The organism is Bullifex sp. (assembly GCF_034103065.1).
Classification (GTDB): domain Bacteria; phylum Spirochaetota; class Spirochaetia; order Sphaerochaetales; family Sphaerochaetaceae; genus Bullifex.
In genome coordinates, this window is the sequence record NZ_JAXEGN010000267.1 from 1 (window position 1) to 5306 (window position 5306).

Here is a 5306-nt window from a genome sequence, read left to right on the forward strand (position 1 = left end):
TAAGCATAAGTTCTTAGAAGAGAACGAAAGAACTATTAAGGAAGGTGGTCAGCCAGCTGTTGCAAGACCAATTCTCCTTGGTATTACTAGAGCTTCTCTCTCTATTGACTCATTTATTTCAGCTGCTTCATTCCAGGAGACCACAAAGGTATTGACAAATGCGGCAATTGCTGGTAGTAAAGATGAACTTAGAGGACTCAAGGAGAATGTTGTCATCGGTCACTTAATTCCTGCAGGTACAGGTATGAAGAAGTATCGCCAGATTCACCTTGATGACGAAAAGTTACTCGAGCTTCAGAAGTCAGTCGATAAGGCTAAGAAAGAAATCAAAGTTGAAGAGATTGACGATGATGATGTCGATATTGAAAACATTGCAAATATGAAAGTTGTAGGAGACGCAGCAGACATCGACGGTGTTGACGTTGGTGAGGATTACGATGATTGATTAGCCTGTTGGCGTATTAATCAAGTAGTTTCAGCTGAAGTCTCATGCTGACTGCAATTTTTATGAAATATGCCGCTTGTGCGGCATATTCTAGGTCTTTGTGAGGAAGGATCTAGAGATATAAATTAAGGAGCGTATCGTAAGATGCCTACTATTAATCAGCTTGTAAGAAAGGGTAGAACAAGTCTTAAGAACAAGACTAAGTCCCCAGCTCTTGAAGGATGCCCTCAGAAGAGAGGCACATGTACTAGAGTAATGACTGTAACACCTAAGAAGCCTAACTCAGCTTTGAGAAAGGTTGCTCGTGTTCGTCTCTCTAATGGAATCGAAGTAACTGCATATATCCCTGGTATTGGCCACAACCTCCAGGAGCACTCTGTTGTTCTCATCAGAGGTGGAAGAGTTAAGGACCTTCCTGGTGTACGTTACCACATCATCCGTGGTTCCAAGGATACACTTGGTGTCGCAGATAGAAAGAGAAGCCGCTCTAAGTACGGTGCAAAGAAGCCAAAGGCTTGATAGGAGGGTAGTAGAATGTCAAGAGGTTCAAAAACTCCTGTTAGAGTTGTTACTCCAGATGCTGTTTATAACAGCACAGTTGTCGAGAAGTTCATCTGCCGCATGATGGTTGATGGAAAGAAGGGTGTTGCTACAAAGATTATCTATTCAGCACTTGACACAGTTGCTGCTAAGAGTGGTGAGAATGCTATCGATGTCTTTAACAAGGCACTTGATAACGTTAAGCCTATGGTAGAGGTAAAGAGTCGCCGTGTTGGTGGTTCAACATACCAAGTCCCTACTGAAATCAGAGAGCCAAGAAGAGAAGCACTTGCAATGAGATGGATTATCGCAGCTGCAAGAGCACGTTCTGGTAAGAGCATGTCTGAAAAGCTTGCTAACGAACTCTTAGATGCATTTAACTCAACAGGTGCTGCATTCAAGAAGAAGGAAGATACACACAGAATGGCAGATGCAAACAAAGCATTTACCCACTTCAGATGGTAGTTCTACTTCAACTAGAAGAAAAGAGACAGTCAATTGTACTGTCTCTTTTTTCATCTTTGATGATATAAAAAAAGAGTCCTAACAAAAATGTTAAAGACTCTGCATAATAATTAGTTTTCTAATACACTTAGGATTGCTTTTGCAAGCTGATCTGGACAGCTAGTTTGCTTAAAGCCACATGTTGTACCTAAAATTTTATTAGCAACAGTTTTTGCATCTTCACCTTCAACGAGCTTTCCAATACCCTTTAAATTTCCATTACAGCCGCCTGTAAACTTAACATCATGAAGTTTTCCTTCTTCATCGATAGAAAAATCAATGAGCTGAGAACAAGTACCTTTAGTTCTATATTGATAATCCACTTTATTATTCTCCTATTAAAAATAAACTTTATTCTAGAAACCTCTCAAAATCAAGAAGAACATGGTAAAAATGGCATTTTATTAGAATTTTTAAGATTAACTGTTTAAAATATAAGAAATAATAAGAATCATATGAATAAAATTTTTGTTATAAGTAGTTGTATACAAACGCATAACTCATTATTATATGTGGCTGAATTTATTTAATATTTATATAGAGGTCATTGTGGATACAATTTTAGTTAGTTTAGCATTTGCATTAATTGCAGGTCTAATGATGTCCAGATTAGCAAAGTTAGTTAACCTCCCAGCAGTAACTGCATATTTAATTGCAGGACTTTTAATCGGACCTTTCTGTTTAGGAAGACTTGGTGTTAGTGGACTTGGCTTTAATAGCCTTGCTCAAGTAGGAACACTTGAAATTGTTAGCCAAACAGCTTTAGGTTTTATTGCTTTTGCAATAGGTAATGAGTTCCGTCTTAAGGATCTTAAAGTGATGGGTAGAGCTGCTATCACAGTTGGTATCCTCCAAGCAGTAATTACAACAGTTATTGTAGATATTGCTCTTGTAGTGCTCCATTTTATTTTCCCATCAATTATTTCAATATCATCAGCATTAACTCTTGGTGCAATTGCTGCTGCAACAGCTCCTGCTGCAACTTTAATGGTTGTACGTCAGTATAAAGCTGAAGGCCCATTAACAAAGCTTTTGTTGATGGTTGTAGCAATTGATGATGCAGTAGGTCTAGTACTTTTCTCTGTATCATTTGGTATTGCTAATGCATTAGAAACAGGTGCAATTAGCATTGTAACTGTACTTGTTGAGCCACTTGCTGAAATTGGTGCATCAGTAATATTAGGCGTAATTGCAGGTCTTTTACTTAACTGGCTTGAAGTATACTTCCATTCAAGAAGTAAGCGTCTTGCACTTGCTGTTGCTTTTGTTCTTCTTACAGTAGGTTTCTCTCAAAAAACATTTAATATCGGTGGAATTCACGTAGGATTCTCACTCTTACTTGTTTGTATGATTACAGGTACAATCTTCTGTAATATTTGTGAAACAAGTGAAGAATTAATGGCAAGAGTAGAAAGATGGACTGCTCCATTAAACATGTTATTCTTCATTTTAAGTGGTGCAGAACTTAATTTAACAGTTCTTTCAAACCCTCTTGTAATTATGATTGGTGTAATTTATATGATTTTCCGTTCTGCAGGTAAGATTGGTGGTGCATATATTTCATGTAAAATGGAGCATACAACTCCAATTATTCAACAGCACCTCGGTATTACATTACTCCCACAAGCAGGTGTTGCACTTGGAATGGCATTAACAGCTAGTAACCTTGCTGATGGTGCAATGGTTAGAAGTGTAGTACTCTTTGGTGTACTTATCTATGAACTTGTAGGCCCAACACTTACCAAGTGGTCTCTTACACAGGCAGGAGAAATCAAGCCAGAAGGAAGAGTCAGCAGCAGAGAGGTCAACCAACCAGACAACAAGCCTGCTGTTACTATTAAATAGTAGATTTACTTTACTACTTAAAGCCCATGATTCTGTAATAGAGAATTGTGGGCTATTTTTTTTATATTTTGACTGAATAATCCTACTTTTTTTCGTAATTTAAATTACCCTAACAAAAGGAAATAAAAGATAAAAAGTGTGTTGACAAAAGTTTTTGTTTGAAATATATTACTTAAAGTGTCCGCACTACGGTTATGTCCTAGTGCGTTTTTGAGAGCCAAACCGACTGCAACCATAATGGTGAAAGTAGGGTGCTCCAGATGATAAGTTTTTTGATAGCTTAAACGTATGTCGGCTTTGACAAGTACATTGTCGACCTCTGGATCCCCTTTTTAGTTCACTAGATTAACGCAATCAGTTTGTACCTCGGAAATTAGTAAAGGCTTGGGCCTTTATGACAATAATATTGAATTTGTGACATATGAGTCACAAGGAGGAACTGATGGCAAAGGAAAAATTCGAGAGAACCAAGCCACACGTAAACGTAGGTACTATTGGTCACGTAGACCATGGTAAGACCACTCTCACAGCTGCTATCACAGCACACTGTGCTAGAATGTTCGGTGATAAGGCTCTTGCTTACGATGCAATTGATAACGCACCAGAAGAAAAAGCTCGTGGTATCACCATCAACACAAGACACGTTGAGTATCAGTCAAAGAACCGCCACTATGCACACGTTGACTGCCCGGGTCACGCAGACTACATCAAGAACATGATTACTGGTGCTGCTCAGATGGATGGTGCAATCATCGTAGTAGCTGCTACAGATGGTGCTATGGCTCAGACAAAGGAGCACATCCTTCTCGCTAGACAGGTAGGTGTACCATGTATCATCGTATTCATCAACAAGTGTGACCAGGTTGACGATCCTGAACTTATTGATCTCGTTGAAGAAGAAATGAGAGACCTCCTCACAGAGTATGGTTTCGACGGTGCTAACTGCCCAGTTATTAGAGGTTCTGCTTACCAGGCAATGACAAACCCAGATGATCCAGCTGCTACAAAGTGCATCGACGATCTTCTTGACGCAATGGATGCTTATATCCCACTCCCAGAAAGAGCAGTTGATAAGCCATTCCTCATGCCTATTGAAGATATCTTCTCAATCTCAGGTCGTGGTACAGTAGTAACAGGTAGAGTTGAATCAGGTGTTATCCATGTTAACGATCCAGTTTCTATCGTAGGTATCAAGGATACTAAGGATTCTGTTGTAACTGGTGTTGAAATGTTCAACAAGCTCCTCGATGAAGGACAGGCTGGTGATAACATTGGTGCTCTCCTCAGAGGTGTTGATAAGAAGGAAGTTGTTCGTGGTCAGGTTCTTGCTAAGCCAAAATCAATCACACCACACTCAAAGTTCACAGGTACTGTATACGTACTCAGCAAGGATGAAGGTGGTAGACACTCCCCATTCTTCTCAGGTTACAGACCACAGTTCTACTTCAGAACAACTGATATTACAGGTACAGTAACACTTCCTGCAGGTAAGGAAATGGTAATGCCAGGCGACCACACAGAGATCAACGTTGAACTCATCCACAAAGTCGCTATGGATAAGGGTCTTCGCTTCGCTATCCGTGAGGGTGGTAGAACAGTTGCTTCTGGTCAGGTAACTGAGATCAAGGACTGATCAAATTAATATAGCTTGTCGGGGTCAAGAGACCCCAGACAAGATTAGATTTTTGGAGATTTTTTAAAAATGGCTAATGAAAGAATTCGTGTAAAACTCAGAGGCTTTGATGTTGAACTCGTTGAGCAGAGCTCAAAAAGCATCGTTTCAACAGTAGTAAAAGCCGGTGCAAAGGTTTCCGGTCCAGTGCCTCTTCCAACACGTATCAATAAGTATACTGTCTTGAGATCACCTCATGTAAATAAGAAGGCTCGCGAACAGTTCGAGATGAGAACACACAAGAGATTGATTGACATTTTGGAGCCTACACCAAAGGTTGTGGAAGCCCTTATGAAACTC

6 protein-coding genes and 1 pseudogene are annotated in these 5306 nt (G+C 39.7%); 6 read left to right on the forward strand and 1 reads right to left on the reverse strand.

The annotated features are described in order from the left end of the window. The 3 genes and pseudogenes from SOY52_RS10135 to rpsG all read left to right on the forward strand — a co-directional run. A pseudogene (locus SOY52_RS10135) lies at positions 1-445 on the forward strand (DNA-directed RNA polymerase subunit beta'); the annotation flags it as partial. Between the two features lie 144 nt (positions 446-589). Then, positions 590-964: a 30S ribosomal protein S12 gene (gene rpsL, locus SOY52_RS10140; RefSeq protein WP_154424370.1), complete on the forward strand. Its 375-nt coding sequence runs from the start codon at positions 590-592 to the stop codon at positions 962-964. A gap of 15 nt (positions 965-979) precedes the next feature. After that, positions 980-1450 carry a 30S ribosomal protein S7 gene (gene rpsG, locus SOY52_RS10145; protein WP_320848836.1) on the forward strand — a complete coding sequence of 157 codons (471 nt, stop codon included), beginning with the start codon at positions 980-982 and terminating at the stop codon, positions 1448-1450. A gap of 110 nt (positions 1451-1560) precedes the next feature. Here rpsG and SOY52_RS10150 read toward each other — a convergent pair whose 3' ends face one another. Then, positions 1561-1812, reverse strand: coding sequence for a TIGR03905 family TSCPD domain-containing protein (locus SOY52_RS10150; protein ID WP_320848837.1), 252 nt, complete (start codon positions 1810-1812; stop codon positions 1561-1563). Positions 1813-2038: 226 nt separating this feature from the next. On the opposite strand from SOY52_RS10150, the gene SOY52_RS10155 reads away from it, so the two are divergent. The 3 genes from SOY52_RS10155 to rpsJ all read left to right on the forward strand — a co-directional run. Then, a complete protein-coding gene (locus tag SOY52_RS10155) occupies positions 2039-3334 on the forward strand; it encodes a cation:proton antiporter (RefSeq protein WP_320848838.1) in 1296 nt (431 codons plus the stop codon). Positions 3335-3776: 442 nt separating this feature from the next. Next, a complete protein-coding gene (gene tuf / locus SOY52_RS10160; protein WP_320848839.1) occupies positions 3777-4967 on the forward strand; it encodes an elongation factor Tu in 1191 nt (396 codons plus the stop codon). Positions 4968-5036: 69 nt separating this feature from the next. Beyond that, positions 5037-5306, forward strand: a 270-nt coding sequence (gene rpsJ, locus SOY52_RS10165; protein ID WP_320848840.1) for a 30S ribosomal protein S10, incomplete at its 3' end; no start/stop codon positions are given.

Excerpts from the sequence above, each read along its gene's own strand:
- rpsL (WP_154424370.1), top strand. The coding sequence starts at position 590 with ATGCCTACTATTAATCAGCTTGTAAGAAAGGGTAGAACAAGTCTTAAG.
- rpsG (WP_320848836.1), top strand. The coding sequence starts at position 980 with ATGTCAAGAGGTTCAAAAACTCCTGTTAGAGTTGTTACTCCAGATGCT.
- tuf (WP_320848839.1), top strand. The coding sequence starts at position 3,777 with ATGGCAAAGGAAAAATTCGAGAGAACCAAGCCACACGTAAACGTAGGT.